This is a genomic window from Methanobrevibacter filiformis (genome assembly GCF_001639265.1).
Lineage (GTDB): Archaea > Methanobacteriota > Methanobacteria > Methanobacteriales > Methanobacteriaceae > Methanacia > Methanacia filiformis.
Map to the genome: position 1 here is coordinate 1 of NZ_LWMT01000188.1, position 717 is coordinate 717.

1 protein-coding gene is annotated in these 717 nt (G+C 28.9%); it reads left to right on the plus strand.

All coding sequences use genetic code 11. The features are described 5' to 3' along the window. A partial coding sequence (locus MBFIL_RS04890; RefSeq protein WP_211261719.1) for a transposase occupies positions 1-626 on the plus strand: 626 nt, incomplete at its 5' end. Between the last annotated feature and the right edge of the window lie 91 nt (positions 627-717).

A 717-nucleotide genomic window follows, 5' to 3' on the forward strand; every position in this document is an offset into this window, starting at 1 on the left:
CAATTTACATTTTAGATTCAGGATATTACTCTAACGAAAACTTAGAAACAGCAGATAAAAATGACATAAATGCACTAATAATGCCCAAAGGAATCTCAAAACAACTTAATGACATTTACAGAGTGAATAATGGACTTAAAAAACCTCTCCGTATTGAAGAGTTAGAAAAAATAAGTAAAAAATATTTTGAAAAAGGAAATAAGAAAATCACATGTTTAAATGGTGAAATATTACCATTAGAGAACATTAAAGAGATAAACAGTAAATATAATCGTCAACATAACTCTAATCCCAAATACATGGAAAGATCATATAATTACTATTGCTTGTCCCATTCATCATGCCCATTTAAGGAAAAATGCTTGTGTGGTGATGGTGTAACTCCTATAAACTACAGAATCACCACACTTAAACATGAAATGATTAATAAAATGACTCAAAAACGCTATTTAACTATTTATGCTGAACGGTTCCAAACTGAAGGCGTAAATGGTTATCTTAAGCGTAGTAATGGTGTCTTAATGCTTTTAGGTTCCAATAAAGTAGCTGCAACTAATGAAATAAACATCAGAAATGCAATATATAATACCATACGAACAAGAAATCTAAAAGACACAATATACTAGAAAAAACATAAATAAACATAGTATAAAACCATACATGTCTAAATAAGTATCCCTTAGTCAGTATGCCATTTATCAAAACATAATTCATACA